25 protein-coding genes are annotated in these 26,761 nt (G+C 60.5%); 8 read left to right on the top strand and 17 right to left on the bottom strand.

The annotated features are described in order from the left end of the window. Positions 1–207 precede the first annotated feature (207 nt). Positions 208–1,908 (top strand): putative bifunctional diguanylate cyclase/phosphodiesterase, encoded by a 1,701-nt coding sequence (locus FHL16_RS10720; RefSeq protein ID WP_077748207.1) that lies wholly within the window; start codon positions 208–210, stop codon positions 1,906–1,908. A 141-nt stretch (positions 1,909–2,049) separates the two neighbouring features. Here FHL16_RS10720 and FHL16_RS10730 read toward each other — a convergent pair whose 3' ends face one another. Continuing rightward, positions 2,050–2,799 carry a substrate-binding periplasmic protein gene (locus FHL16_RS10730; RefSeq protein WP_077748208.1) on the bottom strand — a complete coding sequence of 250 codons (750 nt, stop codon included), beginning with the start codon at positions 2,797–2,799 and terminating at the stop codon, positions 2,050–2,052. 144 nt (positions 2,800–2,943) lie between these two features. Here FHL16_RS10730 and dnaX point away from each other — a divergent pair, with 144 nt between their 5' ends. From dnaX to FHL16_RS10755, 5 genes are all read left to right on the top strand, one after another. Beyond that, complete coding sequence (dnaX, locus tag FHL16_RS10735; protein ID WP_077748209.1) at positions 2,944–5,025, top strand: DNA polymerase III subunit gamma/tau; 2,082 nt, start codon at positions 2,944–2,946, stop codon at positions 5,023–5,025. Positions 5,026–5,092: 67 nt separating this feature from the next. Beyond that, complete coding sequence (locus tag FHL16_RS10740) at positions 5,093–5,431, top strand: YbaB/EbfC family nucleoid-associated protein (RefSeq protein WP_007933349.1); 339 nt, start codon at positions 5,093–5,095, stop codon at positions 5,429–5,431. Between the two features lie 255 nt (positions 5,432–5,686). After that, positions 5,687–6,721 (top strand): NADP-dependent oxidoreductase, encoded by a 1,035-nt coding sequence (locus tag FHL16_RS10745; protein ID WP_077748210.1) that lies wholly within the window; start codon positions 5,687–5,689, stop codon positions 6,719–6,721. A 65-nt stretch (positions 6,722–6,786) separates the two neighbouring features. Then, on the top strand, positions 6,787–7,389 hold the full coding sequence (recR, locus tag FHL16_RS10750) for a recombination mediator RecR (protein ID WP_010456436.1): 603 nt from the start codon (positions 6,787–6,789) through the stop codon (positions 7,387–7,389). 121 nt (positions 7,390–7,510) lie between these two features. Next, on the top strand, positions 7,511–8,659 hold the full coding sequence (locus FHL16_RS10755; protein ID WP_010456435.1) for an acyl-CoA dehydrogenase family protein: 1,149 nt from the start codon (positions 7,511–7,513) through the stop codon (positions 8,657–8,659). Between the two features lie 136 nt (positions 8,660–8,795). On the opposite strand, the gene FHL16_RS10760 is transcribed toward FHL16_RS10755, so the two are convergent. The 8 genes from FHL16_RS10760 to ccoG all read right to left on the bottom strand — a co-directional run bounded on the left by FHL16_RS10760 (position 8,796) and on the right by ccoG (position 17,358). Then, entirely contained in the window at positions 8,796–9,344 is a 549-nt protein-coding gene (locus tag FHL16_RS10760; protein ID WP_077748211.1) for an adenine phosphoribosyltransferase, read from the bottom strand. A gap of 79 nt (positions 9,345–9,423) precedes the next feature. After that, complete coding sequence (gene fnr, locus FHL16_RS10765) at positions 9,424–10,158, bottom strand: fumarate/nitrate reduction transcriptional regulator Fnr (protein ID WP_010456431.1); 735 nt, start codon at positions 10,156–10,158, stop codon at positions 9,424–9,426. 129 nt (positions 10,159–10,287) lie between these two features. Next, positions 10,288–11,670 carry an oxygen-independent coproporphyrinogen III oxidase gene (gene hemN, locus FHL16_RS10770; RefSeq protein WP_010456429.1) on the bottom strand — a complete coding sequence of 461 codons (1,383 nt, stop codon included), beginning with the start codon at positions 11,668–11,670 and terminating at the stop codon, positions 10,288–10,290. A 179-nt stretch (positions 11,671–11,849) separates the two neighbouring features. Beyond that, positions 11,850–12,533, bottom strand: a complete 684-nt coding sequence (locus FHL16_RS10775) for a sulfite exporter TauE/SafE family protein (RefSeq protein WP_042932683.1) — start codon at positions 12,531–12,533, stop codon at positions 11,850–11,852. Beyond that, positions 12,526–12,744, bottom strand: coding sequence for a cbb3-type cytochrome oxidase assembly protein CcoS (gene ccoS, locus FHL16_RS10780; protein WP_042932684.1), 219 nt, complete (start codon positions 12,742–12,744; stop codon positions 12,526–12,528). Before ccoS ends, FHL16_RS10775 begins: the two co-directional genes overlap by 8 nt. Positions 12,745–12,766: 22 nt before the next feature. Continuing rightward, a complete protein-coding gene (locus FHL16_RS10785) occupies positions 12,767–15,217 on the bottom strand; it encodes a heavy metal translocating P-type ATPase (protein ID WP_077748212.1) in 2,451 nt (816 codons plus the stop codon). 174 nt (positions 15,218–15,391) lie between these two features. Beyond that, positions 15,392–15,931 (bottom strand): FixH family protein, encoded by a 540-nt coding sequence (locus FHL16_RS10790; RefSeq protein ID WP_010456420.1) that lies wholly within the window; start codon positions 15,929–15,931, stop codon positions 15,392–15,394. An 11-nt stretch (positions 15,932–15,942) separates the two neighbouring features. Beyond that, positions 15,943–17,358 (bottom strand): cytochrome c oxidase accessory protein CcoG, encoded by a 1,416-nt coding sequence (gene ccoG / locus FHL16_RS10795; RefSeq protein WP_077748213.1) that lies wholly within the window; start codon positions 17,356–17,358, stop codon positions 15,943–15,945. 517 nt (positions 17,359–17,875) lie between these two features. Here ccoG and FHL16_RS10800 point away from each other — a divergent pair. Further along, on the top strand, positions 17,876–18,877 hold the full coding sequence (locus FHL16_RS10800) for a metallophosphoesterase family protein (RefSeq protein ID WP_077748214.1): 1,002 nt from the start codon (positions 17,876–17,878) through the stop codon (positions 18,875–18,877). Between the two features lie 55 nt (positions 18,878–18,932). Here the strand turns inward: FHL16_RS10800 and ccoP (FHL16_RS10805) are convergent, their stop codons facing one another. From ccoP (FHL16_RS10805) to ccoN (FHL16_RS10840), 8 genes are all read right to left on the bottom strand, one after another. After that, on the bottom strand, positions 18,933–19,916 hold the full coding sequence (gene ccoP / locus FHL16_RS10805; protein WP_010456414.1) for a cytochrome-c oxidase, cbb3-type subunit III: 984 nt from the start codon (positions 19,914–19,916) through the stop codon (positions 18,933–18,935). Beyond that, entirely contained in the window at positions 19,913–20,098 is a 186-nt protein-coding gene (locus FHL16_RS10810) for a CcoQ/FixQ family Cbb3-type cytochrome c oxidase assembly chaperone (protein WP_003175465.1), read from the bottom strand. The genes ccoP (FHL16_RS10805) and FHL16_RS10810 overlap by 4 nt, the downstream gene beginning before the upstream one ends. A 5-nt stretch (positions 20,099–20,103) precedes the next feature. After that, positions 20,104–20,712, bottom strand: a complete 609-nt coding sequence (gene ccoO / locus FHL16_RS10815; RefSeq protein ID WP_010456412.1) for a cytochrome-c oxidase, cbb3-type subunit II — start codon at positions 20,710–20,712, stop codon at positions 20,104–20,106. Continuing rightward, positions 20,712–22,154, bottom strand: coding sequence for a cytochrome-c oxidase, cbb3-type subunit I (gene ccoN, locus FHL16_RS10820; protein ID WP_010456410.1), 1,443 nt, complete (start codon positions 22,152–22,154; stop codon positions 20,712–20,714). Before ccoN (FHL16_RS10820) ends, ccoO (FHL16_RS10815) begins: the two co-directional genes overlap by 1 nt. A 483-nt stretch (positions 22,155–22,637) precedes the next feature. Further along, a complete protein-coding gene (gene ccoP / locus FHL16_RS10825) occupies positions 22,638–23,591 on the bottom strand; it encodes a cytochrome-c oxidase, cbb3-type subunit III (protein WP_010456408.1) in 954 nt (317 codons plus the stop codon). Next, positions 23,588–23,788: a cbb3-type cytochrome oxidase subunit 3 gene (locus tag FHL16_RS10830; RefSeq protein ID WP_102594714.1), complete on the bottom strand. Its 201-nt coding sequence runs from the start codon at positions 23,786–23,788 to the stop codon at positions 23,588–23,590. Before FHL16_RS10830 ends, ccoP (FHL16_RS10825) begins: the two co-directional genes overlap by 4 nt. 21 nt (positions 23,789–23,809) lie before the next feature. After that, complete coding sequence (ccoO, locus tag FHL16_RS10835; RefSeq protein WP_010456405.1) at positions 23,810–24,418, bottom strand: cytochrome-c oxidase, cbb3-type subunit II; 609 nt, start codon at positions 24,416–24,418, stop codon at positions 23,810–23,812. A gap of 10 nt (positions 24,419–24,428) precedes the next feature. Then, positions 24,429–25,853 (bottom strand): cytochrome-c oxidase, cbb3-type subunit I, encoded by a 1,425-nt coding sequence (ccoN, locus tag FHL16_RS10840; RefSeq protein WP_010456403.1) that lies wholly within the window; start codon positions 25,851–25,853, stop codon positions 24,429–24,431. A 95-nt stretch (positions 25,854–25,948) separates the two neighbouring features. On the opposite strand from ccoN (FHL16_RS10840), the gene FHL16_RS10845 reads away from it, so the two are divergent. After that, the gene (locus tag FHL16_RS10845) at positions 25,949–26,635 is read left to right on the top strand and encodes an alpha/beta family hydrolase (RefSeq protein WP_077748215.1); all 687 of its coding nucleotides are present in this window, start codon (positions 25,949–25,951) and stop codon (positions 26,633–26,635) included. Positions 26,636–26,761 lie beyond the last annotated feature (126 nt).

The following is a 26,761-nucleotide window of genomic DNA, read 5'->3' on the forward strand; positions in this document are numbered from 1 at the left end:
TCGTAGAATCGCCGCCAATAAGGGGTGATTGGTGATCTGTTTCCAGAAAATGGGCAACGCCAAACCGCCAGCATTGCGCTCCTTTGCCGGCCTTGCACGAGGTTTTTGAGACTAGCCGATCTTCGGTTCTGCGCGGTCATCAAATGCGGGTCATGGAGTGAACACGTGTTTGCGCAGTCCCACCGCTAGCGACAGCGAGCCTGATTCATGGATGAGAAATACCGCAGGGCCGTGGATGCCGCCGCCATTTTTTCCGAGACGGACCTGAGCGGCCGGATCACCCACGTCAATGATCAGTTCTGCGCCGTGTCCGGTTATAGCCGCGACGAGTTGCTCGGGCAGAACCACCGTCTCCTCAACTCCGGCGTGCACACCGCTGATTTCTTCGCCGGTATGTGGCGCACCATCGCGCTGGGCAAGGTCTGGAAGGGCGAAATCTGCAATCGCGCCAAGGATGGCAGCCTGTACTGGGTCGAAAGCACCATGGTGCCCGTGCTCAATGACGACACCGGACGGGTCGACCGATACCTGTCGATTCGTTTCGATATCAGCGAAAAACGCCAGTTGTTGCATTCCCTGCAATGGCGGGTCGGGCACGACGTGCTGACCGGGCTGCCCAATCGCGCGTTCCTCTCGGATCTGCTGGATCAGGCGCTGGAGTTCTCCCGAAAGGAAAACATCCCGCTCGCCGTGTGCATGCTCGACCTTGACGGGTTCAAGGCGGTCAACGACGGCTACGGTCACGCCAGTGGCGATCAATTATTGGTTGAAGTGGCCAAGCGTTTGCGCCACATCGTGCGCGGCGAAGATGTCGTGGCGCGGTTGGCCGGCGACGAGTTCGTGCTGGTGTTGCGTTACGTGCGGGATCTGCCGGAGTTGCGCGCGGCGCTGAACCGGGTGCTGGGGGCGATTTCGGCGCCGTATACCTTGCACGGCAAGGACATCAATGTGTTCGCCAGCATCGGCGTTACGCTGTTCCCACTCGACCATGAAGATGCTGAAACCCTGCTGCGTCACGCCGATCAAGCCATGTACGTGGCCAAGCAGCGCGGGCGCAACCGATTCCATCTGTTCGACGTGTCCAGGGATCAGGAGGTCAAGGCCACTCACCAGACGGTCGAACGCGTGCGCCAGGCGCTGGCCGCCGATGAGTTGCGTCTGCATTTCCAGCCCAAGGTCAACATGCGCCTTGGCGTGGTGGTCGGCTTCGAGGCGCTGTTGCGCTGGGAGCACCCGCAAAACGGCATGGTGCCGGCCCGGGAGTTTTTGCCGTTTGTGGAAGAGACGGACCTGATCGTCGACATCGGTGAATGGGTGATGGATCAGGTGCTGACGCAGTTGCACCACTGGCAGCAGGCGGGGCAGGGCTGGCCGATCAGCATTAATATCGCGGCACGGCATTTTCAGCGCGCGGATTTCGTCGACCGGCTCAGGCACGTCCTCGCCCGGCATGCCGACATTGCGCCGCAGATGCTCGACCTGGAAATCGTCGAGTCGGTGGCGGTCGAGAACATCCAGCACGTGAGCGACTGTTTGCAGGCCTGTCAGGCGCTGGGGGTGCAGTTTTCACTGGGCGACTTCGGCACTGGCTATTCGTCGCTGAGCTACCTCAAGCGATTGCGCACCCAAACCATCAAGATCGATAAGTCGTTTGTGCGTGACATTCTGGACGATCGCGATGATCTGGCGCTGGCCACGGCGGTGATCGGTCTGGCCCGGGCGTTTGGCCGGCAGGTGATTGCTGAAGGACTGCAAAGTATCGAGCACGGTGAGTTGCTGTTGCGACTGGGGTGTGAAGTGGCTCAAGGCTATTTCATCGCCCGGCCAATGCCCCCCGCCGACGTGCCGGGTTGGGTCGCGGGGTTCGTCGCGCCGCCGCAATGGCAAGCGCTGGATCAGGTTGGCTGAAGTTCTGTAATCGACACTTATCCCCTGTAGGAGCGAGCCTGCTCGCGATAGCAATCTGGCAGTCGCCATCAGTGTTGAATGGCAAACCGCTATAGCGAGCAGGCTCGCTCCCACAGGTTTCGTGTTGATCAGAGGATTTGCTTAAAGTGTGCCAGGACCCGAACCGATATAAAGCCGGATAATGTCATCAATCTCCCCCGACATTTTCATCCGCAGCAACGTGCGCAGTATGCGTTGCACCGGCACCTTGGGGTCATTGCGCACGTAGCAGCCGACGCTCTGTTCTTCCAGCACCGCCACGCCTTTGAGTTGCTTGTCGGGTAACAGGCGCTGATTGAACCAGTCCAGTGTCCATTGATTGCTCACGGCGTAGCGATAGCGCCCGGCGTGGAGTTTTTCCAGCACTTGTTCCTGGTTGCGCGCGTCTTCGCGGCGCAAACGGTCGGCATCGAACAGCGGTTGCAAGGTGGGGTAGGAGTAGCCGAGCACGGTACCGATGGCTTGCCGCGACAAGTTCGCAGGCACCACCAAAGGCAGCGGATCCTGCCGGCTGATCAGCATGTCGCGCTGAAACCAGAGGGGAATGCTCCAGAGGTAGTCGCCGGACTGATTCGGCAGCCAGGACTGCGCGGCATAGCAGCGTATATCGACCTCGCCATGTTCCATGGCGCTTTGCACCCGCGCCCGGGGCAACACATGAAATTCGGCCGGCACGCCGACCTGGGTCGCCAGGCTGAGCATCACGTCATACAGGATGCCCTGGGTCACTTGTCCGCGTTCCAGTTGCACCATCGGCATCGCCCAACTGTCGGGCACCACAAAACGCAGCGGCGCTTCGGCGGCGGCGACGCTCACACTTATCCACAGCAGTGCCCCCAAGGCAAAACGCATAAACGCTCCGGTACGTCGCAAACCTGAGCCGATAAAAGCCCCCCAAAGTGCATCTTAGCCAGATTAGACGAGCGCACCGGATGCAATTTTGGCCTTGCTCCGCTAGCATTAGCCGCTTCTGTTCCTTCGTTGCGACGGTTTTCGATGAGTTATCAGGTTCTTGCACGTAAATGGCGTCCGCGCTCGTTCCGCGAAATGGTCGGCCAGACCCATGTGCTCAAGGCTCTGATCAATGCCTTGGACAGCCAGCGGCTGCACCACGCCTACCTGTTCACCGGTACGCGCGGGGTCGGCAAGACCACCATCGCACGGATCATCGCCAAATGCCTGAACTGTGAAACAGGAATCACTTCGACGCCGTGCGGCGAGTGTTCGGTGTGCCGCGAAATCGATGAGGGCCGCTTTGTCGACCTGATCGAGATCGACGCCGCGAGCCGGACCAAGGTCGAGGACACCCGCGAGTTGCTCGATAACGTGCAATACGCGCCGAGCCGTGGCCGCTTCAAGGTCTACCTGATCGACGAAGTGCACATGCTCTCCAGCCATTCCTTCAATGCGCTGTTGAAAACCCTTGAAGAGCCGCCACCCTACGTCAAGTTCATCCTGGCGACGACCGACCCGCAGAAACTTCCTGCAACCATTCTGTCGCGGTGCCTGCAGTTCTCCCTCAAGAACATGACGCCGGAGCGTGTGGTCGAGCATTTGACCCACGTCCTGGGCGTCGAGAACGTGCCGTTCGAAGACGACGCACTGTGGCTGCTGGGCCGCGCCGCCGACGGCTCGATGCGTGACGCCATGAGTCTGACCGACCAGGCCATCGCCTTCGGTGAAGGCAAGGTCATGGCTGCCGACGTGCGGGCGATGCTGGGCACGCTCGATCATGGTCAGGTCTACGACGTTCTGCATGCGCTGATCGAAGGCGACGCCAAGGCCTTGCTCGAAGGTGTCCGCCATCTGGCGGAACAAGGCCCGGACTGGAATGGCGTGCTCTCGGAAATTCTCAACGTTCTGCACCGTGTCGCCATCGCCCAGGCGTTGCCTGAAGGCGTCGACAACGGTCATGGCGACCGCGATCGGGTGCTGGCACTGGCCCAGGCCTTGCCGGCCGAAGACGTGCAGTTCTATTACCAGATGGGTCTGATCGGCCGCCGCGACTTGCCGCTGGCGCCGGACCCTCGTGGTGGCTTCGAAATGGTCCTGCTGCGAATGCTCGCGTTCCGACCGGCGGACACCGCGGACGCCCCGAGGCAACCGCTAAAGCCAGTGGGGATCAGCCAGGCCACAGTTGATTCCGCAAATTCAGTGGCTGCCGCGCCGGTGGTGGCACCGGTAGTCGCTGCGGCAGTTGCACCCGTTGCGCCGGCGCCTGAGCCCGTCGCGGCGGCGATTCCTGCCCCAGCGCCTGAACCGGTGGCGCCCGTTGTGGTGGCCGAGCCTGTGGTTGAGCCGGTCGCGGTCGAGGCGGCGGTCGACTTGCCGTGGAATGACCCGGTCGAACCGGAACCCGTCCAGCAACCCGCCGTCGAGCCGGTCCTGGAAACCGCCAGCGAACAACCTGATCTGCCGCCCATGCCGTTGCCGACGCCGGACAGCGTGGTGCCGGACGCGCCGGAGTGGGCCGCAGCGCCGATCCCGGAACCGTCGGTGGCCGACGTCGATGCCGCCACCCCGGGCGTGGACCTGGATGACGAGCCGCCGCTGGACGAAGACTATATCGAGCCGGACATGGATTCGGCCTACAGCTACCTCGATGAACTGGCCAGTGAACACGCTGCCGAGCCAGCACCGGAACCCGAGCCTGAGCCGGCCGCCATGCCCGCCACCGGCCTGGCCCTGCAATGGCTGGAGCTGTTCCCGAAACTGCCGATCTCTGGCATGACCGGCAGCATCGCCGCCAACTGCACGCTGATCGCCGTCGATGGTGACCACTGGCTGATGCACCTGGACCCGGCCCACAGCGCCTTGTTCAACGCGACCCAGCAACGGCGTCTCAACGATGCGTTGAACCAGTTTCACGGGCGCACCCTGACCCTGAGCATGGAACTGATCAAGCCGGAGCAGGAAACCCCGGCCCAGGCCGCTTCCCGTCGTCGTGCGAACCGTCAGCGCGAGGCCGAGGAGTCGATTCACGGTGATCCGTTCATCCAGCAAATGATGCAGCAGTTCGGTGCGGTGGTTCGCAACGATACTATTGAACCTGTCGAAGCCCTGGTCAGTCAGGGCTAATAACTGAAGGCGTTTGGCCCCAAGGGCCGGGCGCTGTTTAAATCCAAGTACTTTTGAGGTGATTCCCATGATGAAAGGTGGCATGGCCGGCCTGATGAAGCAGGCACAGCAGATGCAGGAAAAAATGGCCAAGATGCAGGAAGAACTGGCCAACGCTGAAGTCACCGGTAAAGCCGGCGGCGATATGGTCACCGTGGTGATGACCGGTCGTCACGACGTCAAGCGCGTGACCATCGACCCGAGCCTGGTTGAAGGCCTGAGCGAAGACGACAAAGAGATGCTCGAAGCCGTGTTCGCCGCCGCCGTCAACGACGCCGTGCGCAAGATCGAAGCCAACAGCCAGGACAAAATGGGCAGCATGACCGCTGGCATGCAACTGCCACCGGGTATGAAACTGCCGTTCTGATTCGCCAAAGCGCGTCGGATGAGCTACAAAAAAATGCCAGGCATCGCGCCTGGCATTTTTGTTTCTGCCCGTTGGAAACGCGGTGCCTGTGAGGCAGCCTTCGCGGGCAAGCCTCGTTCCTACAGAAGCATCGCTGACCTTGTAGGTGCCGCGAAGAAGTCACCTCGGTCCAACGGACGAAACATCGAACGCCACACCTCCACAACGGTCTGCTCCCTATACCGCCGAAATTCATCGATCACAGGAGACGCTCACATGCCAGACGCATTGACCCTCAACCAACGTATCGTCCTGGCGTCCCGCCCCGTAGGCGCGCCGACACCGGAGAATTTCCGCCTGGAACGGGAAGCACTGCCGGAACTTGCCGAAGGCCAGGTCCTGCTCAAGACTCAATACCTCTCGCTGGACCCCTACATGCGCGGCCGCATGAGTGACGCGCCTTCCTACGCCGCACCGGTGGAAATCGGCGAGGTGATGACCGGAGGCGCTGTCAGCCGCGTCGAGCGCTCGCTGAATCCGAAATTCCACGAAGGCGATCTGGTGGTGGGCGCCACCGGCTGGCAGAGCCACAGCATCAGCGACGGTCGCAACATCATTCCGGTGCCAAGCGGTTTGCCGTCCCCGTCCATGGCCCTGGGAGTGCTGGGCATGCCGGGCATGACCGCGTACATGGGTCTGATGGACATCGGTCAGCCCAAGGCCGGCGAAACCCTGGTGGTCGCGGCTGCCTCGGGCGCGGTGGGTTCGGTGGTCGGCCAGGTGGCGAAGATCAAAGGCCTGCGCGTCGTGGGCGTGGCGGGCGGTGCGGAAAAATGCCGCTACGTGGTGGAGGAATTGGGGTTCGACGCTTGCGTTGACCACAAGAGCCCGAACTTCGCCGATGAACTGGCCCAGGCGTGCCCCGAGGGTATCGATATTTACTACGAGAACGTCGGTGGCAAGGTGTTCGACGCGGTGGTGCCGTTGCTCAATGCCAAGGCGCGGATTCCACTGTGCGGCCTCATCGCTTCCTACAACGCCCACGAAGCGCCGACCGGCCCGGATCGCCTGCCGCAATTGCAACGCACCTTGCTGACCAAACGCGTGCGCATTCAGGGCTTTATCGTATTCGACGACTACGGTGATCGTCAGCCGGAGTTCGTCAGTGCCATGGCGCCGTGGGTGCGTGACGGCAAGGTCAAGTTCCGCGAAGACGTGGTCGATGGCCTTGAGAATGCGCCTGAGGCCTTCATCGGTCTGCTGGAAGGACGCAACTTCGGCAAACTGGTGGTGCGCGTCGCCCAGGACTGAATAATTGACGCTAATCAGAGGCGCGGGTATAAACCGCGTCTCGTTGTTTTGTCGGACGTTTCCCCATGAGCTTCAGCCCTTTGATTCGCCAACTGATCGACGCCCTGCGCATTTTGCCGGGCGTCGGTCAGAAAACCGCTCAGCGCATGGCGCTGCAACTGCTTGAGCGTGATCGCAGCGGGGGTTCGCGACTGGCGTCGGCACTGAGCCAGGCCATGGAAGGGGTGGGCCATTGCCGGTTATGCCGCACGCTGACCGAAGACGACCTGTGCCCGCAATGTGCCGATACGCGCCGTGACGACACCTTGCTCTGCGTGGTGGAGGGTCCGATGGACGTCTACGCCGTGGAGCAGACCGGGTTCCGGGGTCGCTACTTTGTGCTCAAGGGCCATCTCTCGCCGCTCGACGGCCTGGGGCCGGAGGCCATTGGCATTCCGCAGCTGTTGGCGCGGATTGAAGAGGCGGGCTCCTTTACTGAAGTCATCCTGGCCACCAACCCGACCGTGGAAGGTGAGGCGACGGCGCATTACATCGCGCAGTTGTTGAGTAACAAAGGCCTGGTCGCTTCGCGTATTGCCCACGGCGTGCCGTTGGGGGGTGAGCTGGAGCTGGTGGATGGCGGGACGTTGGCGCATTCGTTTGCCGGGCGTAAGCCGATCGCTTTGTAGCGTCTGGACCGACGCCATCGCCAGCAAGCCAAGCGCCTCGGTCCATCAGATTCACAATAATCCAGTTGAAAACCAAGCAAGCGCTCGGTTAACTTCGCTGAACCTTCAGTGGAGTTCGCCGATGCCTGCCTTTCAGGAATACTTCGATCCCAGCCACCAATTGGTTCGCGACAGCGTCAGACGTTTCGTCGAGCGCGAGATTCTTCCGGACATCGATCAGTGGGAAGAAGCGGAAAGCTTTCCCCGCGAGCTCTATCTCAAGGCCGGTGCGGCGGGCATCCTCGGGATCGGCTATCCCGACTCCCTGGGCGGCAGTCACGAAGGCGATCTGTTTGCCAAGGTCGCCGCCAGCGAAGAGTTGATGCGTTGTGGCTCCGGCGGTCTGGTGGCCGGCCTCGGTTCGCTGGACATCGGACTGCCGCCGATTCTCAAGTGGGCCCGCCCCGAAATTCGTGATCGTGTGGTGCCGCAAGTGCTGGCCGGCGAGAAGATCAGCGCGCTGGCGGTCACCGAGCCCAGCGGCGGCTCCGATGTGGCCAACCTGCAAACCCGCGCTGTGCGTGACGGCGACTTTTACCGGGTCAGCGGCAGCAAGACCTTTATCACCAGTGGTGTGCGCGCGGATTTCTACACCGTGGCGGTGCGCACCGGTGAGCCGGGTTTTGGTGGCATCAGTCTGCTGCTGATCGAAAAAGGTACACCCGGTTTCACCGTCGGCCGGCAGTTGAAGAAGATGGGCTGGTGGGCGTCGGACACGGCCGAATTGTTCTTCGATGATTGCCGGGTGCCTGTGGGAAATCTGATTGGCGCCGAGAACATGGGCTTCGCCTGCATCATGGGCAACTTCCAGAGCGAACGCCTGGCCTTGGCGCTGATGGCCAACATGACGGCGCAGCTGGCGCTGGAGGAAAGCCTGAAATGGGCGCGTCAGCGCGAAGCCTTTGGCAAACCCATCGGCAAGTTCCAGGTACTCAAGCATCGCCTTGCGGAAATGGCCACGGCGTTGGAGGTGTCGCGCGAGTTCACTTACCGTCAGGCGGCGAAGATGGCAGCGGGGCAGAGCGTGATCAAGGAGATTTCCATGGCCAAGAACTTCGCGACCGACACGGCAGACCGGATTACCACGGATGCGGTGCAGATTTTGGGCGGTTTGGGGTATATGCGCGAGAGCCTGGTGGAGCGGCTGTATCGGGATAACCGGATTCTGTCGATCGGCGGCGGGACGCGGGAAGTGATGAACGAGATCATCAGCAAGCAGATGGGGCTTTGAATGTTGCGGTGTGTCGGCTTGCGCCTTCGCGGGCAAGCCTCGCTCCTACGGTTTTCGGTCGAAGCCGAGTTTCCGACACGACTCTGATCTCGTAGGAGCGAGGCTTGCCCGCGAAGGCGTCAGTGAGAACGCCGCTTTACTTCTCGCTCAACGCAAACTGCGTCAGGCAAAACGTAGGAATTCCCTGCTCTTCCAGCCGCTGCGACCCACCCAGCTCCGGCAGGTCAATGATTGCCGCCGCTTCATGAATCCGCGCGCCCATGCGCCGAATCAGGTTCGCCGCCGCAATCAGCGTACCGCCGGTGGCGATCAAATCATCAAACATCACCACCGAGTCGCCTTCGCACAAGCTGTCGGCGTGCACTTCGAGAAAGGCTTCGCCGTATTCGGTCGCATAACCTTCGGCCAACACGTCGGCCGGCAGTTTGCCTTGCTTGCGGAACAGCACCAACGGCTTGTTCAGCTGATAGGCCAGGACCGAGCCGATCAGGAAGCCGCGCGCATCCATCGCACCGATGTGCGTGAAGTCCGCCTCGACATAACGGTGGGCAAAGCTGTCCATCACCAGGCGCAGGGCCGTAGGCGACTGGAACAACGGGGTGATGTCACGAAAGATCACGCCCGGCTTGGGGAAGTCGATCACGGGGCGGATCAGGGATTTGATGTCGAAGGATTCGATGAGCATCGTCGAGGTGTCCTGGCAGGCTGCAAACGTCGCAGTATAACGGCGGCTGAACCGTTTCGCTCAGCCGCAATTATCTCCGTCAGCCTTCGAGCGAGCCACCGGCCAGGGCGCAGAGCTGGATCGGGTCGAGGATGTGGATTTCCTTGCCCTCGGCGGCGATCAGTTCGTTTTGCTGGAAGCGTGTGAACACCCGGGACACGGTTTCCACCGCCAGGCCCAGGTAATTGCCGATTTCGTTACGCGACATGCTCAGGCGGAACTGGTTGGCCGAGAAGCCCCGGGCGCGGAAACGTGCCGAGAGGTTGACCAGGAACGTGGCGATGCGCTCGTCGGCGGTTTTTTTCGACAGCAGCAACATCATTTGCTGATCGTCGCGAATCTCGCGGCTCATCACCCGCATCAACTGACGGCGCAGTTGTGGCAGTTGCAGGGCCAGTTCGTCGAGGCGTTCGAAGGGGATTTCACACACCGACGTGGTTTCCAGGGCTTGCGCCGAAACCGGGTGCTTTTCAGTGTCCATGCCCGACAGGCCAACCAGTTCGCTCGGCAAGTGGAAGCCGGTGAGCTGTTCTTCACCGCCATCGCTGAGGCTGAAGGTCTTGAGGGCGCCGGAGCGCACTGCATAAACGGAATCGAAAGTATCGCCTTGGCGGAACAGGAACTCGCCTTTTTTCAACGGGCGACCCCGTTTGACGATCTCGTCCAACGCTTCCATGTCTTCCAGATTCAGAGAAAGTGGCAAGCAGAGGGGGGCCAGGCTGCAATCCTTGCAATGGGCCTGGCCGTTAGCGCGCAGTTTTACTGGCTCGGACATTTCTTCAATCCTTGTGGGAAAACACACATAAGCCGTAAGGGTAACTCACGGGAGGACATTCAGGCACGCGGCGATTTTGCCGCAGGGTCATAAAGCCAGCATTTTGTTAACCGACAAGTGAACGGATGACTAAATCACTCGCGAAAATCGCTGGTGATTGTGCTGTTGCAAATAGGCATCGAACACCATGCACACCGAGCGCACCAGCAAGCGACCGGCGGGCAGTACGCTGATCCGCTCATTATCGAGGCTGATCAAGCCGTCCTCGGCCATGGTCTGTAGCTGAGGCCACAGGTCACCGAAGTAACCGCGAAAATCGATGTTGAAGGCCTGTTCGATCTGCGCGAACTCCAGATTGAACGTGCAGATCAACTGCTGAATTACCGCCCGTCGCACGCGGTCATCAGCATTGCATATCAGGCCCCGGCTGGTTGCCAGTTGAGCGGTGGCCAAGGTGTTCTGGTACTGGTTCAAATCGCTGTTGTTCTGGCAGTAGAGGTCGCCGATCTGACTGATGGCCGAGACCCCCAGCCCGATCAGGTCGCAATGACCGTGAGTGGTGTAGCCCTGAAAGTTACGCTGCAGGGTCGATTCTTCCTGGGCAATCGCCAGCTCATCGTCGGGCAAGGCGAAGTGGTCCATGCCGATGTAGCGGTAGCCGGCAGCGGTCAGTTGTTCGATGGTGCGCTGCAGCATTTCCAGCTTCTGCGCCGGCGTCGGCAACTCGTTGCTGTTGATTCGCCGCTGCGGCATAAAGCGTTCCGGCAGGTGCGCGTAGTTGAACACCGAAAGCCGATCCGGTTGCAGCGCAATGACTTCGTCGACCGTGCGCGCGAAGTTTTCCGGGGTCTGCTTCGGCAAGCCGTAGATCAGGTCGATGTTGATCGAGCGGAATTGCAGGGTTCGGGCGGCGTCGATCACGGCGCGGGTTTCTTCCAGGCTTTGCAGGCGATTGACCGCCCGTTGCACTGCCGGGTCGAGGTCTTGCAGGCCAATGCTGACCCGGTTGAAACCCAGTTCACGCAGCAGTCCCATGGTCGACCAGTCGGCTTCGCGAGGGTCGATCTCGATGCCATAGTCGCCGGAATCGTCGTCCAGCAGGTTGAAGTGCTTGCGCAACTGAGCCATCAACTGGCGCAGTTCGTCGTGGCTGAGAAAGGTCGGGGTGCCGCCGCCAAAGTGCAGTTGTTCGACTTTTTGCGCCGGGTCGAGGTGGCAGGCGATCAGCTGGATTTCCTGCTCAAGACGCTGCAAATAGGGCAGGGCGCGGCCTCGGTCCTTGGTGATGACTTTGTTGCACGCGCAGTAGTAACAAATGTTCGCGCAGAACGGCACATGCACGTACAGCGACAATGGGCGCTGGGCCTTACGGCTGTCGCGCAGGGCGTGGAACAGGTCAAACGTGCCGACCTGCCCGTCGAATTGCACGGCAGTGGGGTAAGAGGTGTAGCGCGGCCCCGCCAGGTCGTAACGGCGGATCAGATCGGTATCCCAACGAATGGCGTCGAGCATCATGCGGGCATTCCCCCGGATAGGCTGGCAGTGTTCGCAAGTCTATGGGGGGCGACGCCGGGGCATCTTGATTTGCATCAACGGTCAGGATATGTGTGGCCAGTCAGGGCCTCTTCGCGAGCAGGGGAATGCATTTCAATGTAGGAGCGAGGCTTGCCCGCGAAGGCCGCACCACCGATCTAATGCCCCATGAGCCAATGCTGATGCGGCCCCGGCAAAGTCCAGATGCCAAACAGGATCACCAGCAACCCACCGGTCATGCGCACACTGCGCTTGCGCAACAACGCCGTGACCCGCTCAGCCGCCAACCCCGTGGCCAGCAGCACCGGCCAGGTGCCGAGCCCGAACGCGAGCATCAGCAGCGCACTGTCCAGCGCATTGCCCTGGCTCGCCGCCCACAGCAACGTGCTGTAAACCAACCCGCACGGCAACCAGCCCCACAGCGCGCCCAGCAATAAGGCGCGGGGCAGGCTCGACACCGGCAGCAGTTTGTTGGCAACCGGCTGGATATGCCGCCACAGGCCGCGGCCAAGGCTCTCGATGCGGGTCAGGCCGCTCCACCAGCCGGCGAGGTACAGCCCCATGGCGATCAGCAACAATCCGGCGATCACGCGCATGAACATGGCGGCCGGGCTGTTGGCCACTGCCCAACCCGCCAGGCCGATCAAAAGACCGGCCGTTGCATAGCTGAGAATTCGCCCCAGGTTGTACGCCAGCAGCAGGCGAAAACGGCGGCTGCGCTGTTCCTTGGGAATCGCCAGGGTGAGCGCGCCCATCAAGCCGCCGCACATGCCCAGGCAATGCCCACCGCCGAGCAGGCCGAGAATCACCGCAGACACCAGCAGTGGCGCCAACTCAAGCATGCGGAGGCGCCTTGTCGTCCGGTTTGGCCGGATGGCCGCTGGCTTCGTCGACTGCGGCTTGGTGGTTCGGATCCTGGTCGTCGAACAGAATGCTGTGGGCCGGGCCGTCGAGGTCGTCGTACTGACCGCTGTCGACCGCCCAGAAGAAGATATAGATAGCGATGGCCACGATCAGCAGCGCGGCCGGGATCATCACGTAGAGAGCTGGCATCTGGACTCCATGCCCGCGCGGCTCAGGCCGGCAGCGGGCGGGTTTCTGGCGTGGGCCGGGCGCCAGGCGCGCTCGGCAGGCGAGTCAGGCGCAGGGCGTTCAGCACCACGGTCAACGAACTGATGGACATGCCGACCGCGGCCCATACCGGTGTGATCCAGCCGAGGGCGGCGAACGGCAACATGAGGCCATTGTACAGCCCGGCCCACAGCAGGTTCTCGATGATTACCCGACGGGTGCGCCGCGCCAGGCTGAAGGCCTGCACCAGCGCATCGAGGCGGTTGGACAGCAACACCGCATCGGCGCTGGTTTTCGCCAGGTCGGTGGCTGAACCCATCGCCACGCTGATGTCGGCTGCGGCCAGCACTGGCACGTCATTGACGCCGTCACCGAGCATCAACACCTTGCGGCCTTCCTTGTGCAACTGTTGCAGGACCTGCAATTTGTCATCCGGACGCAAACCGCCCCGGGCTTCGTCGATGCCCAGTTCGGCGGCCACGCTGGCGACCATCGGTGAGGTATCGCCCGACAGCAGCAAGGTGCGCCAGCCACGGGCCTTGCAGGCTTCCAATAGTGCCGGGGCGTCGGCACGCAAACGGTCATCGAGGACAAACCACGCCAGCGGCCCCTGGCTGTCGCCGAGTAGCAGCCACTGCCCGGCTTCATCGGGCATGACCGGTGTCGCCGCGCCACTGAGTTCGCAGACGAAACCCGGCTGGCCGATGCGCAGGCGTTGCGTGCCGACCAGGCCCTCGAGGCCAAGCCCCGGCGTGCTGAGGACTTCTTCGGCCGCCAGCGGCGCTCGGCCAAATGCCCGGGCAATCGGGTGTTCGGAACGGTTTTCCAGGGCGGCGGCGAGACTCAGGCATTGATCGCTGTCGAGCGCGCCGAGCGGGCGGATCGAACGCAAGGCCAATCGACCCTCGGTCAACGTGCCGGTCTTGTCGAAAATCACCGTGTCGATCTGGTTCAGGCCTTCCAGCACATGGCCACGGGTCAGCAGTAAACCGAGTTTGTGCAACGTGCCGGTGGCGGCCGTGAGGGCGGTGGGCGTGGCCAGCGACAAGGCGCACGGGCACGTCGCAACCAGCATCGCCAGGACAATCCAGAAGGCTCGCGACGCATCCAGCTCCCACCACAACAGGCCGATTGCCGCTGCTGCGATCAATGACAGCAACAGGAACCATTGCGCAGCGCGGTCAGCGATTTCCGCCAGTCGCGGCTTTTCGGCCTGGGCGCGGTCCAGCAGGCGGACGATGGCCGACAGCCGCGTGTCCTGACCCAGCGCCAGCACTTGCACGGTCAACGCGCCTTCGACGTTCAGGGTGCCGGCGGTGACCGCGTCGCCTTGGGTGCGCGGTTGCGGCAGGTACTCGCCGGTCAGCAGCGATTCGTCGATGCTCGACTGGCCATCGAGGATCTTGCCGTCGGCCGGCAGAATGGCGCCCGGATGCACCAGCACCTGATCGCCGACACGCAGTTCGCTAAGCAGGATTCGTTCGCTCTGGCCGTCGGCACTCAGGCGCAGGCACGAGGCCGGCAACAGGTTGACGAGCTGTGCGGTGGCGGCGGCGGTGCGCTCCCGGGCGCGGCGTTCCAGGTATCGACCGGCCAGCAGGAACAGCGCGAACATTCCCACCGCGTCGAAATACAACTCGCCGACGCCGGTGATCGAGGTCCAGATTCCGGCGATGTAGGCACTGCCGATGGCCAGCGATACCGAAACGTCCATGGTCAGATGTCGGGTGCGCAAATCGCGCATCGCCCCTTTGAAGAACGGCGCACAGCTGTAGAACACAATCGGCGTGGTGAGGAACAGTGCGACCCAGCGCAGGATGGTGTGCAGCTCGGGACTCAAGTCGATGTTGAATTCCGGCCAAGTGGCCATGGTCGCCATCATCGCCTGGAACCACAGCAACCCGGCGACGCCCAGTTGGCGCAAGGCCAGGCGGTTTTCGCTGGCCAGTTGTTCGCTGGCGCGGTCGGCTTGGTACGGGTGCGCGGCGTAGCCGATGTGGCGCAGTTCGCTGAGCACCTGACTCAATGGCAATTGCGCGTCGGCCCAGCGCACGTGAAGACGATGGTTGGACAGGTTCAGTCGCGCCTCTGCCACCGCCGGCAAGGCGCGCAGGTGTTTTTCGATCAGCCAGCCGCAGGCGGCGCAGCTGATGCCTTCCATCAACAGGGTGGTTTCGGCGAGTTCGCCGTCGTGGCGCACGAAAGGCTTCTGCACATCGGCGCGGTCGTAGAGCGCCAACTCATCCACCAACTGCACCGGCAAGGCTTCGGGGTTGGCCGATGACTCGCTGCGGTGCTGGTAATAGCTTTCCAGCCCGCCGGCCACGATTGCCTCAGCCACGGCCTGGCACCCCGGGCAGCAGAACTCGCGGGTTTCACCGAGGACCGCAGCGGTGAAGCGGCTGCCGGCCGGGACGGGCAGGGCGCAGTGGTAGCAGGGGGTTGGCGTGGTCATCTGTGCTGCCATGGAAACCATTGTGGCGAGGGAGCTTGCTCCCGCTCGGCTGCGCAGCAGTCGTAAACCTGCGAACGCGCTATGACTGAAAGAATCGGTTTGCTGGTTTCAGGGGGCGCTTCGCACCCAGCGGGAGCAAGCTCCCTCGCCACAGTTGACCGTGTTCACTGGAACTTACTTCTTCAGGTCTTCCGCGCCTTGCAGCGGCTCATCCCCGAGCAGCAGGTCCTTATCATGGCTGACCAGCTCTTCTTCGAACATGCGCCAGATGTGGTCGTCCTGAGTGCCCAGCAATTCGACAAAACGACGGCCTTCAATCTTGTCGCTCAATTGACCGATGTAGCGACCCTGCTCTGTTTCACTGCGGGCAAGGGTGATCTTGCGATCCTTTTCCGGCTGGGTCGGCGAGATCAGGTTCAGCTCAAGGGTTTCAGGTTGGCTGTTGCCGCTCAGGCGCAGGTCGACTTCGCCGGTTACGTCATCCAGGTGAACGCTGGCCCGCAGCAACAGGGTCTGGGCCAGCAGCTCACGATCAAGGGAGCGGTTGATGCCTTTGCCGGCCTCGTAGTAGTTATCGTTGACCAGGTTGTCCGGGTTGTTCACCGCGATGGTCACCATGGACAGGGTCAACGTCACGGAACAAGCCAGGATGGCGATGATGATCCATGGCCAAAGATGCTTGTACCAAGGGCTTGCGGCGTTTGCTGCGGGCATGATTACTTCTCTCAACGAATTTGTGGGCCGATGAATCGGCTCTTGGCTTCAACGTGGATGCTGTCGTCGTCGGCATCCTTGAGGATGAATTTCACCTCGTTGGTGCTCGACGGCAGTTTTTCCGGTGCCATGGACAGTTCCACTGGCTGGCTGAAAATCTCCCCGGCGGCGACTTTGATCTCGCGCTTGCCTTGCAGCTTGAGGTCCGGCAGACCGGAGGCTTCCAGTACGTAGGTATGGTCGCGCTGGTCTTTGTTCATGATCTTCAGGCTGTAGACGTTCTCGATCCGGCCTTCGGCGTTCTCGCGATACAGCACGCGGTCCTTGCTGACGTCGAAACCGACCAGTGAACGCATGAAGAACGCGCCCGCCAGCAAGCCCATCATGGCCAGCAACACCAGGGCATAGCCAATCAGCCGCGGGCGCAGTTTATGGGTTTTTTGCCCGGACAGGTTGTGCTCGGTGGTGTAGCTGATCAACCCGCGCGGGTAGTCCATCTTGTCCATGATGCTGTCGCAGGCATCGATGCACGCCGCGCAGCCGATGCATTCGATCTGCAGGCCATCGCGAATGTCGATGCCGGTCGGGCAGACCTGGACACACATGGTGCAATCGATGCAATCGCCCAGGCCCAGAGCCTTGTAGTCGACGCCTTTCTTGCGCGGGCCGCGGCTTTCACCACGGCGAGGATCGTAGGACACGATCAGCGTGTCCTTGTCGAACATCACGCTCTGGAAGCGCGCATACGGGCACATGTAAATGCACACTTGCTCACGCAACCAGCCGGCGTTGCCGTAGGTGGCGAGGGTGAAGAAACCGACCCAGAAATACGACCAGCCATCCGCTTCGCCGGTCAAGAAGTCGATGGTCAGTTCGCGAATGGGCGAGAAGTACCCGACGAAGGTCATGCCGGTGACGAAGCCGATCAACAGCCACATCGAGTGCTTGCTGAGTTTGCGCAGGAATTTGTTGGCGCTCATCGGCGCCTTGTCGAGCTTGATGCGCTGGTTGCGGTCGCCTTCGGTGACCTTTTCGCACCACATGAAAATCCACGTCCAGACGCTTTGCGGGCAGGTATAACCGCACCACACCCGACCGGCGTACACGGTAATGAAGAACAGGCCGAAGGCGCTGACGATCAGGATCCCGGAGAGCAGGATGAAATCCTGGGGCCAGAAGGTCGCGCCAAAGATGAAGAATTTGCGTTCCGGCAGGTTCCACCAGACGGCTTGATGACCGCCCCAATTCAGCCAGACCGTACCGAAATACAGCAGAAACAACCCGGCACCGCCCATCATCCGCAGGTTGCGGAACAGGCCGGTGAAGGCACGGGTGTAGATTTTTTCTCGAGAGGCGTAAAGATCGACGCTGTTGTTTGCGTCTTTGGCAGGCGGTGTGACGTCGTGTACCGGAATCTGATTGCTCATCATTGCATCCCACGGCAGTGGAAAAATGCCTCGGTCAGTACATGCCGACCGCGGTCAAAAAGAGGTGTTGCAGTGGCGCAATGATACGCCTGTCGCTCTGGCTCAAGGGTGCGACCTTTGGTCGCGTTGGGCAAATTCAATTGATGGTGTAGTGACTTGAATCAATTGACTTGTGGATTATGGACGGTTTTTCGTGATGTAGAGTCAGAGGATGGGGCGATTCCTGGCCGGTGCGTGGCCGACGGGAGCAGAACTGCTGACCTCAGTCATGCCACAAGCCTGCCGCAGCACTTTACGCCATGGCCGCCGTCATTTCAGGCGCCGTTTTGAAACTTGCAATGCGTTGAACTAACCAACTTGAGGTTGGGTAAGTTGTTGTTTTACGACGTGCAGCGGAAATATATTTATTTAATTGGTCTTTATGAGTTGTTTGAAGTTTTTGTCTGTTTCTAATAGGTTGATTGGGTGCGGTTTGTTAGTTGCACACTTTATCTAATACTAATGGAAACGGAATTCTATGATTTCTAAGAAAGTTAAGCGGTTTGTGCTGGGCGTGTGCCTGCTGTCTATGGCGCCTTTGGCCTATTCAATCGAAGGTGCCCCACGTCATATGATCTTCGCTTCGGATACGCAGTACCCGTGGACGGACAAACTCGACCGCAGGGAACCCGAGTCCGATGCGGATTTCAAGACACGTTCAAAATGGCTGGTGGAGACTCAGTTTGCGAGTATTGCCGACTTCCGCAAGAACCATGCGCAATCCCACGTGCCGCTGATGATCAATGGCGACATCACCGCTTTCGGCCACGGCTGGCAGCGCTCTTACATGAACTCCATGTTGAAAAAATACTTCAATGGCGATTTCTTGTATGGCCTGGGTAACCACGACTATGAGAACAACGTGGATGATTGCTTCAGCAATAACTGTGCGGCCGGCAGTATCGTGGAGTTTAAAGAGCATCATGAAAATAAGGTTGATAATTTTGATTTGAAAATTACCGGCAATTTTCTGAGTCGGCTGTATTCCGGCAGTCTCGCCTATTCCAAGAACATAGGGGACGTCCATATGGTGCAACTCAATAATGAGCCGACCTATGCCACCAGGATTGCTCATGCGTTAAACCCGACGACGTTCGACATCACCAGTACCCTGGATTGGCTTGAAAACGATTTGAGAGTCGCTCGGACTCAGGGTTACGCCATCATTATCAACATGCACAAGCCACTCGAAATGATGGGTAATAGTGAGCAAGAGTGGCGCTTTTATCAGATGATCAGGAAGTATGAGGTCACTGCCATCTTCGCCGGCCATCTCCATGATCAAGGTGGTGATGCCTATGAAGTGAATGGCGTGCCGATGTACCTGAGCGGTGCCACTTCTCAGCAAACCTACCTGGTTGCCAGTTTCTCGGAGGATCGCAAGCAGTTGCAGATCAACCTGGTGAAGGACAACCAATGGCAGAGCCGAAAGCTGTTGGATACGGTACCGGTAAAATCGATCTGGGCCAGTCGCCCATGAAAAAGGCCCCGCCAGATCACTGGCGGGGCCTTGTTTGTTGAGTCAGGCGTTGGCCTTACTGAGCGTCTTCCGCCGGCGCTTTCTCACCGTGAGAAAGGCTGTAGACGTAAGCGGCCAGCAGGTGAACCTTGTCGTTGCCTTGCAGCTGTTCTTGCGCAGGCATCTGGCCCTGACGGCCATAACGGATGGTCTGCTGCAATTGAGCGAAGCTCGAACCGTAGATGAACGCAGCCGGGTGAGTCAGGTTCGGCGCGCCCATGGCTGGCGTGCCTTTGCCTTCCGGACCGTGGCACACCGCGCAGTTGGCGGCGAACAGCTTCTGACCGGCAACCGGATCGGCCTTGGTGCCTTCCGGCAGCTTGCGGCCATCGAGGTTGATCAGTACGAACGAAGCAACGTCCGCAACGCCTTGCTCGCCGATCACGTCAGCCCATGCCGGCATGACCGCGTGGCGGCCACCCATGATGGTGGTCTTGATGGTTTCTGCCTCACCGCCCCAGCGCCAGTCGGCGTCGGTCAGGTTAGGGAAGCCATAAGCGCCCTTGGCGTCGGAGCCGTGGCAGACCGAGCAGTTGGAGGCGAACAGGCGGCCACCCATCTTCAGGGCTTGCGGGTCCTTGGCGACTTCTTCAATCGGCATCGAAGCGAACTTGGCGAAGATCGGGCCGAACTTGGCGTCCGACTTGGCCATTTCTTTTTCCCACTCGTGAACGCCGGTCCAGCCGGTCTGGCCGTTGGCGAACGCGGTCTGCTTCTCGTTATCCAGGTAGTTGTAACCCGGCAACAGGCCTTTCCAGTTACCCAGGCCCGGGTACAGCACCAGATAGCCCAGGGCGAAGATGATGGTGCCCACGAACAGCATGAACCACCATTTCGGCAGTGGGTTGTCGTACTCCTCGATCCCGTCGAAGGAGTGGCCAACCGTTTCTTCGGTGGCTTCGCTGCGCTGGCCCTTGCGGGTGGACAGCAGCAGCCAGGTCAGGGCGAAGATCGTGCCGAGACTGAGGACTGTGACGTACAGACTCCAGAACGTAGTCATTCTTTGTTACTCCTAGAAGCTTGCTCGACGTGCTTGATGGCTTCGGGATCATCCGCGAAAGGCAGCAAGGTCGCGTCTTCAAACTCCGACTTGCGCTTGGGGCTGAATACCCACAACGCCAGACCGATGAAGGCCACCATCACAACAACGGTGCCCAGGCCACGAATCATCCCGATATCCATCTAAATCACCGTTTGCTTTTGATGATGGTGCCCAGGCCTTGCAGATAGGCCACCAGCGCGTCCATTTCGGTTTTGCCCTTCACAGCATCCTTGGCGCCGGCGATGTCTTCGTCGGTGTAAGGGACGCCGAGCGTGCGCAAGACTTCCATTTTCTTGGCGGTGTCTTTGCCGTCGAGCTTGTTTTCCACGAGGAACGGGTAGGCCGGCATTTTCGACTCGGGCACCACGTTGCGCGGGTTGTACAAATGCGCACGCTGCCAGTCATCGGAGTAACGACCGCCGACACGGGCCAGGTCCGGACCGGTACGCTTGGAACCCCACAGGAACGGGTGGTCCCAGACGCTTTCACCGGCAACCGAGTAGTGGCCGTAACGTTCGGTTTCAGCACGGAACGGGCGGATCATCTGCGAGTGGCAGCCGACACAACCGTTGGCGATGTAAATGTCGCGGCCTTCCAGTTCAAGGGCGGTGCGAGGCTTCATGCCTTCGACCGGCTTGTTGGTGACGTCCTGGAAAAACAGCGGAACGATCTGGGTCAGGCCGCCGACGCTGACGGCGATAACCATGAAGAAGGCCAGCAGGCCAATATTCTTCTCGACTGCTTCATGCTTCATCAGTGAGCTCCAACTACAGCAATCTGTTCAGCAGCTTTGGCTTCAGCCGGGTTCGAGGCACGTACGGTACGCCATACGTTGTAGGCCATGAACAGCATGCCGCTGGCGAAGAACGCACCGCCCAGGGCGCGAACGATGAAACCAGGATGGCTGGCTTGCAGGGCTTCGACGAACGAGTAGGTGAGGGTGCCGTCGTCGTTGATTGCACGCCACATCAGACCCTGGGTGATGCCGTTGACCCACATCGAAGCGATGTACAGAACGGTACCGATGGTCGCGAGCCAGAAATGCGTGTTGATCAGGCCGATGCTGTGCATCTGCGCGCGACCGAACAGTTTCGGGATCATGTGGTAGATGGCGCCGATCGAGATCATCGCAACCCAGCCCAAGGCACCGGCGTGTACGTGGCCGATGGTCCAGTCGGTGTAGTGCGACAGCGAGTTCACGGTCTTGATGGCCATCATCGGGCCTTCAAAGGTCGACATGCCGTAGAAGGCCAGCGACACCACCAGGAAGCGCAGGATCGGGTCGGTGCGCAGCTTATGCCAGGCGCCCGAGAGGGTCATCATGCCGTTGATCATGCCGCCCCAGCTTGGCGCCAGCAGGATGATCGACATCGCCATGCCCAGCGACTGAGCCCAGTCCGGCAGCGCGGTGTAGTGCAGGTGGTGCGGACCGGCCCAGATGTACAGGGTGATCAGCGCCCAGAAGTGCACGATCGACAGGCGATAGGAGTAGATCGGACGCTCGGCCTGCTTCGGAACGAAGTAGTACATCATCCCCAGGAAGCCGGTGGTCAGGAAGAAACCGACCGCGTTGTGGCCGTACCACCACTGGATCATTGCGTCAGTCGCACCGGCGTAGGCCGAGTAGGACTTGAAGAAACTGACCGGCAGGGACGCGTGGTTGACGATGTGCAGCATCGCCGTCACGACGATGAAGGCACCGTAGAACCAGTTACCCACATAGATGTGCTTGGTATTGCGCTTGGTGATGGTGCCGAAGAACACCAGACCGTAGGACACCCAGACGATGGCCAGCAGAATAGCCAGGGGCCATTCCAGTTCCGCGTATTCCTTGGTGGTGGTGTAACCCAGCGGCAAGGTAATGATCGCGCCGACGATCACCGCTTGCCAACCCCAGAAGGTGAAGGCCGCGAGGCTGTCGGAAATCAGTCGCGTTTGGCAGGTTCGCTGCACGACGTAATAAGAAGTGGCAAACAGAGCACAACCACCGAAGGCGAAAATCACCAGGTTGGTGTGCAACGGGCGTAAGCGTCCAAAAGTCGTCCACGGCAGACCGAAGTTCAATTCCGGCCATACAAGCTGTGAGGCGATGAAGACACCAAGCCCCATGCCAAGGATCCCCCAGACCACCGTCATGATGGCGAACTGGCGGACTACCTTATAGTTATAAGCAGTCGGACTGATTGCTGTGCTCATTCTAAGGTTCCACGGTTTGGGTGTTTTATTAGGAGTAAAAATCGGCCGCAAGTATGTAGAAAGCGGGGGGTCATTGCAACGCGCCATGACCTGGGTCAATGCTTTCAAAAGCTGATTCTGCGGCCTTTCCATGCGCCGCGTAAGGACAAAATTGACCTCGGACAAAATGTCGCAGCGAACGAAAAGGGTGAGGGGGGCAGGTCAGTTGTTACGGGGTGTGTTCAAACACAACGATCGGGTGACCGACGGCAATTGGCACGACAGCCGGTATCTACCAGCCTTTGCGGCCTGTCATCGAGCAGATTCGTTGAACACATCGGGCAATGTCGACCTGGAACCGGCTCATGCCAGTCCGCATCGGAGCAAGCTTAGACCCGAATCTGGTGAACCGAAAGGAGGACCAACGGAGGGGTGCGACACTTGGTCGCAAAGAGGCAGGGAACTGCCGCATCCGGGCGAATGCGGCAGTAGAGCGGTCGAGATTTATTCGCGTTTGCCTTCTGCTTGCAAACGCTCGGTGCTCAGACCGTGGGACAGGCTGTAAACGTAAGCGGCCAGCAATTGCACCTTGTCGTTGCCGAGCAGTTCATTCTGCGCCGGCATATGGCCCTGGCGGCCATGGCGGATGGTCTGCTGAAGTTGCGCCAGGCTTGTACCGTAGATGAACCCGGCCGGTTGCGTCAGGTTCGGCGCGCCCATGGCTTCAGTACCCTTGCCGTTTGCACCGTGACAGGCTACGCACGTGGTGCTGAACGCTTGCTGTCCGGCTTGCAGGTCGGCGGTGTCGCCAGCCGGCAATGGCAGGCCCGCCAGTTCATGACGTACATACGCGGCCACGTTCTTCACACCGGCTTCACCGAGGATTTCCCCCCAGGCCGGCATTGCCGCCATGCGACCGCCCATGATCGTGGTCTTGATCATCTCGGCGTCACCGCCCCAGCGCCAGGTGCTGTCGGCCAGGTTCGGGAAGCCGAAAGCGCCCTTGGCATCCGAGCCGTGGCACACCGAGCAGTTGGACGCGAACAGACGACCGCCCATTTTCAGCGCTTGCGGGTCCTTCGCCACTTCTTCAACGGGCATGGCCGCGAATTTGGCGAAGATCGGCCCAAACCTGGCGTCAGCCTTGTTCATCTCCTTTTCCCATTCGTGGACACCGGTCCAGCCGTCCTCGTAACCCGGCAGGACGCCTTTCCAGTTGCCCAGGCCCGGATAAAGAATCAGGTAGCCCACGGCAAACACCAGCGTGCCGGCGAACAGCATGAACCACCACTGCGGCAGCGGGTTGTCGTACTCCTCGATGCCGTCGAAGCTGTGGCCCATGGTCTGGTCGACACTGCCCTTGGTTTCACCCTTGCGGGTGCCGACCAGCAGCCAGGTCAGGCCGATCAGGCTGCCGATAGTCAGTACGCAGATCCACGTACTCCAGAAGGTGGTCATGGCCGGGTACTCCTTGTTTCAGGTTCTTGGGTGGCGTCGTCGGCCAGGGGTTCATCGGCGAACGGCAGCAAACGCGCTTCGGCGAATTCCGGGTTGCGCTTGCTGTTGAACACCCATAGCGTCAGGCCGACGAAAGCCACGAACACCACGACCGTGCCCAGGCCGCGGATCATTCCACTGCTTATCTCGCTCACTATTTCGAAGGGCATGGTCATGGCTCACCTCTTGCTCTTGATGGCAGTGCCGAGCACTTGCAGATAAGAAACGAGTGCGTCCATTTCGGTCTTGCCCTTGAGGCTGGCGACCGCGCCGCTGATGTCGTCATCGCTGTATGGCACGCCAAGGGTGCGCATGGTGCGGATCTTGGTTTCGGTGTGGCTGCTGTCGACCGCTTGCGTGACCAGCCATGGGTAGCCAGGCATTTTCGACTCCGGCACCACGTTGCGCGGGTTGTACAAGTGCGCACGGTGCCAGTCATCGGAGTAACGTGCGCCGACCCGGGCCAGGTCCGGACCGGTACGCTTGGAACCCCAGAGGAACGGGTGATCCCACACGCTTTCCCCTGCCACCGAGTAGTGCCCGTAGCGTTCGGTCTCGGCACGGAACGGCCGGATCATCTGCGAGTGGCAACCGACACAGCCTTCGCGGATGTAAATGTCGCGACCTTCCAGTTGCAGGGCGGTGTAGGGCTTCATGCCTTCCACCGGTTTGTTGGTCACGTCCTGGAAGAACAGCGGGACGATCTGGGTCAGACCGCCGATGCTCACCGCCAGAACCATCAGCAGCATCAGCAGGCCGACGTTTTTCTCGATTGTTTCGTGTTTCATGGCGGACTCCTCAGGCCATCTGCGCGGCAGCGGCGACTTCGGCAGGCTGCGAGGCCCGCACGGTGCGCCAGGTGTTGTAAGCCATCAGGAACATCCCGCTGAGGAAGATCGCACCGCCCACCAGTCGCACGACGAAGCCTGGGTGGCTGGCCACCAGGGTTTCGACGAAGGAGTAGGTCAGCGTGCCGTCTTCGTTGACTGCGCGCCACATGAGGCCCTGGGCGATGCCGTTGACCCACATCGAAGCGATGTAGAGCACGGTGCCGATGGTCGCGAGCCAGAAGTGCGCATTGATCAGGCCGATGCTGTACATCTGCGGGCGACCGAAGATTTTCGGGATCATGTGGTACAGCGCGCCGATGGAAATCATCGCCACCCAACCGAGGGCGCCGGCGTGAACGTGGCCGATGGTCCAGTCGGTGTAGTGGGAGAGCGCGTTGACCGTTTTGATGGCCATCATCGGCCCTTCAAAGGTCGACATGCCGTAGAACGCCAGGGACACGACAAGGAAGCGCAGGATCGGGTCGCTGCGCAATTTATGCCAGGCGCCCGAGAGCGTCATCATCCCGTTGATCATCCCGCCCCAGCTTGGTGCCAGCAGGATCAGCGACATCACCATGCCCAGCGACTGTGCCCAGTCTGGCAGCGCGGTGTAGTGCAGGTGGTGCGGACCGGCCCAGATGTACAGGGTGATCAGCGCCCAGAAGTGCACGATCGACAAGCGATAGGAATACACCGGGCGCTCAGCCTGTTTCGGCACGAAGTAGTACATCATCCCGAGGAAACCGGCGGTGAGGAAAAAGCCCACGGCGTTGTGGCCGTACCACCACTGGACCATGGCATCGGTGGCACCGGCATAGACCGAGTAGGACTTGGTGAAACTCACCGGCAGCTCAACGTTGTTGACGATGTGCAGAATCGCCACGGTGATGATGAACGCACCGAAGAACCAGTTGCCGACGTAGATGTGCTTGGTCTTGCGCTTGGCCAGCGTACCGAAGAACACAATGGCGTAGGCGACCCAGACGATGGTGATCAGGATGTCGATCGGCCATTCCAGCTCGGCGTATTCCTTGGAGCTGGTGTAACCCAGCGGCAGGCTGATGGCCGCCAGCAGGATCACCAGTTGCCAGCCCCAGAAGCAGAACGCGGCGATTTTCGGCGCGAACAACTGGGTCTGGCAGGTGCGTTGCACCGAATAGAACGAACTGGCGAACAGGGCGCAACCGCCGAAGGCGAAGATCACCGCGTTGGTGTGCAGAGGGCGCAACCGGCCGAAACTGGTCCACGGCAAATCGAAGTTGAGTTCAGGCCAGACCAATTGGGCTGCGAGAAAAACCCCGAGCCCCATGCCGACGATGCCCCACACCACCGTCATAATGGCGAATTGGCGGACCACCTTGTAGTTGTAGGCGGTACTGATAGAAGTGTTCATGGTTCCCCATCCACGGTTCAGCCGAAGTGAAGGCGTTTGCGCAAGGCAACGCTCCCTTCGCCTGGAGTTATAGGCAGACTAAAAGCGAGGCAAGCATGGACAAAGAGCACAAGGCCAGTATTGACGGGGATCAATGGGCGCGGTGTGTGCGGGAACATGGATGGTTGTGGAATGAAGCGGCTTCAAAGGCTTCGGCGGATCCTGTGACGCTGATTCTCGCCCATGGCGCCGGTGCGCCAATGGACAGCGTCTGGATGAACGACATGGCTGCACGCCTCGCCGATCAAGGCGTCAACGTGTTGCGCTTCGAGTTTCCGTACATGGCGCAGCGGCGTGTCGACGGGGGTAAGCGCCCACCGAATCCGGCGCCGAAACTGCTGGAGTGCTGGCGTGAGGTGTACGCCGAGGTGCGACGCCATGTCACTGGGCGTCTGGCGATTGGCGGCAAGTCCATGGGCGGGCGGATGGCCAGTCTTTTGGCGGATGAGTTGGGGGCGGATGCGTTGGTGTGCCTGGGTTATCCGTTTTATGCGGTGGGTAAACCGGAGAAACCTCGGGTCGAGCATTTGGCCGGGCTCAAGACCCGGACGTTGATCGTACAGGGCGAGCGCGATGCCCTGGGCAATCGCGAGGCGGTCGAAGGTTATGCGTTGGCGCCGGGCATCGAGGTGTTCTGGCTGGTGGCAGGGGATCATGACTTGAAGCCGTTGAAGGCTTCCGGGTTGACCCATGAGCAGCATTTGGCTTCGGCGGCGAGTCGGGTGGCTGCATTTCTTCAGTGAAAGAGGTGGTGCCCGTTTGGGCCGCTTCGCTGGCAAGCCCGCTCCCCACTTTTTATTGTGTTGTGAGTGAGATCTTCAACACCGAAAACTTATGGGGGGCGGGGTTGTGTCTGATTATTTTGAGTG

Origin of the sequence: Pseudomonas sp. FSL W5-0299 (assembly GCF_005930655.1) — a bacterium.
Classification (GTDB): domain Bacteria; phylum Pseudomonadota; class Gammaproteobacteria; order Pseudomonadales; family Pseudomonadaceae; genus Aquipseudomonas; species Aquipseudomonas mandelii.

Bases quoted from the DNA above. Each gene is read 5' to 3' on its own strand.
- FHL16_RS10775 (WP_042932683.1), bottom strand. From the start codon at position 12,533: ATGCTTGAGTTGGCGCCACTGCTGGTGTCTGCGGTGATTCTCGGCCTG.
- recR (WP_010456436.1), top strand. From the start codon at position 6,787: ATGAGCTTCAGCCCTTTGATTCGCCAACTGATCGACGCCCTGCGCATT.
- hemN (WP_010456429.1), bottom strand. From the start codon at position 11,670: ATGCTCGACGCCATTCGTTGGGATACCGATCTGATCCGCCGTTACGAC.
- FHL16_RS10720 (WP_077748207.1), top strand. From the start codon at position 208: ATGGATGAGAAATACCGCAGGGCCGTGGATGCCGCCGCCATTTTTTCC.
- FHL16_RS10745 (WP_077748210.1), top strand. From the start codon at position 5,687: ATGCCAGACGCATTGACCCTCAACCAACGTATCGTCCTGGCGTCCCGC.
- ccoO (WP_010456405.1), bottom strand. From the start codon at position 24,418: ATGAAACACGAAACAATCGAGAAAAACGTCGGCCTGCTGATGCTGCTG.
- ccoS (WP_042932684.1), bottom strand. From the start codon at position 12,744: ATGCCAGCTCTCTACGTGATGATCCCGGCCGCGCTGCTGATCGTGGCC.
- FHL16_RS10730 (WP_077748208.1), bottom strand. From the start codon at position 2,799: ATGCGTTTTGCCTTGGGGGCACTGCTGTGGATAAGTGTGAGCGTCGCC.
- fnr (WP_010456431.1), bottom strand. From the start codon at position 10,158: ATGTCCGAGCCAGTAAAACTGCGCGCTAACGGCCAGGCCCATTGCAAG.
- ccoN (WP_010456410.1), bottom strand. From the start codon at position 22,154: ATGAGCACAGCAATCAGTCCGACTGCTTATAACTATAAGGTAGTCCGC.
- FHL16_RS10785 (WP_077748212.1), bottom strand. From the start codon at position 15,217: ATGACCACGCCAACCCCCTGCTACCACTGCGCCCTGCCCGTCCCGGCC.
- ccoN (WP_010456403.1), bottom strand. From the start codon at position 25,853: ATGAACACTTCTATCAGTACCGCCTACAACTACAAGGTGGTCCGCCAA.
- FHL16_RS10755 (WP_010456435.1), top strand. From the start codon at position 7,511: ATGCCTGCCTTTCAGGAATACTTCGATCCCAGCCACCAATTGGTTCGC.
- FHL16_RS10810 (WP_003175465.1), bottom strand. From the start codon at position 20,098: ATGGATATCGGGATGATTCGTGGCCTGGGCACCGTTGTTGTGATGGTG.
- FHL16_RS10760 (WP_077748211.1), bottom strand. From the start codon at position 9,344: ATGCTCATCGAATCCTTCGACATCAAATCCCTGATCCGCCCCGTGATC.
- ccoO (WP_010456412.1), bottom strand. From the start codon at position 20,712: ATGAAGCATGAAGCAGTCGAGAAGAATATTGGCCTGCTGGCCTTCTTC.
- ccoP (WP_010456414.1), bottom strand. From the start codon at position 19,916: ATGACTACGTTCTGGAGTCTGTACGTCACAGTCCTCAGTCTCGGCACG.
- FHL16_RS10845 (WP_077748215.1), top strand. From the start codon at position 25,949: ATGGACAAAGAGCACAAGGCCAGTATTGACGGGGATCAATGGGCGCGG.
- FHL16_RS10800 (WP_077748214.1), top strand. From the start codon at position 17,876: ATGATTTCTAAGAAAGTTAAGCGGTTTGTGCTGGGCGTGTGCCTGCTG.
- ccoG (WP_077748213.1), bottom strand. From the start codon at position 17,358: ATGAGCAATCAGATTCCGGTACACGACGTCACACCGCCTGCCAAAGAC.
- dnaX (WP_077748209.1), top strand. From the start codon at position 2,944: ATGAGTTATCAGGTTCTTGCACGTAAATGGCGTCCGCGCTCGTTCCGC.
- FHL16_RS10790 (WP_010456420.1), bottom strand. From the start codon at position 15,931: ATGCCCGCAGCAAACGCCGCAAGCCCTTGGTACAAGCATCTTTGGCCA.
- ccoP (WP_010456408.1), bottom strand. From the start codon at position 23,591: ATGACCACCTTCTGGAGTACGTGGATCTGCGTACTGACTATCGGCAGC.
- FHL16_RS10740 (WP_007933349.1), top strand. From the start codon at position 5,093: ATGATGAAAGGTGGCATGGCCGGCCTGATGAAGCAGGCACAGCAGATG.